Genomic DNA, 443 nt, shown 5'->3' on the forward strand with positions numbered 1-443 from the left:
TACTTTACCGTATATACCGTGCTGTCTCCTAAATCCTTTACCAGCAAGCTTTTTGAGACTTAACGGGAAAAGTCAGAGAGTTAACAACTCCAATTCATGGGGAACGTCCCTTTGAAATAGTTCACATTGACCATACTCAACTTGACATTGAATTAGTAAGTTCACCTCAGATATTAAGCAATTGCCATTTAGATATTGGCAATACTAAGTATAAAAATTTAGGTCGTCCGTGGGCTACCTTCATGGTAGATGCCTATAGCCGTCGATTATTAGCAATATATCTGACTTTTGATGAGCCAAGCTACCGTTCAATCTTAATGGTCATCCGTATTTGCGTAATGAGGTTCAAGAGATTTCCACAAACAATACCCGGATTTCTCACAAAGCCTGAAAAAAGAAGAGTCAAAAACTGCCAAAATGACTAATATACCTGAATTCCAGCA

At 38.1% G+C, this 443-nt stretch carries 1 pseudogene; it reads left to right on the forward strand.

The window, feature by feature from the left end:
• Positions 1 to 77: 77 nt before the first annotated feature.
• A pseudogene (locus ACEYW6_RS36655) lies at positions 78 to 368 on the forward strand (integrase); the annotation flags it as partial.
• Positions 369 to 443 lie beyond the last annotated feature (75 nt).

Origin of the sequence: Nostoc sp. UIC 10607, assembly GCF_047228265.1 — a bacterium.
Lineage (GTDB): Bacteria > Cyanobacteriota > Cyanobacteriia > Cyanobacteriales > Nostocaceae > Nostoc > Nostoc foliaceum_A.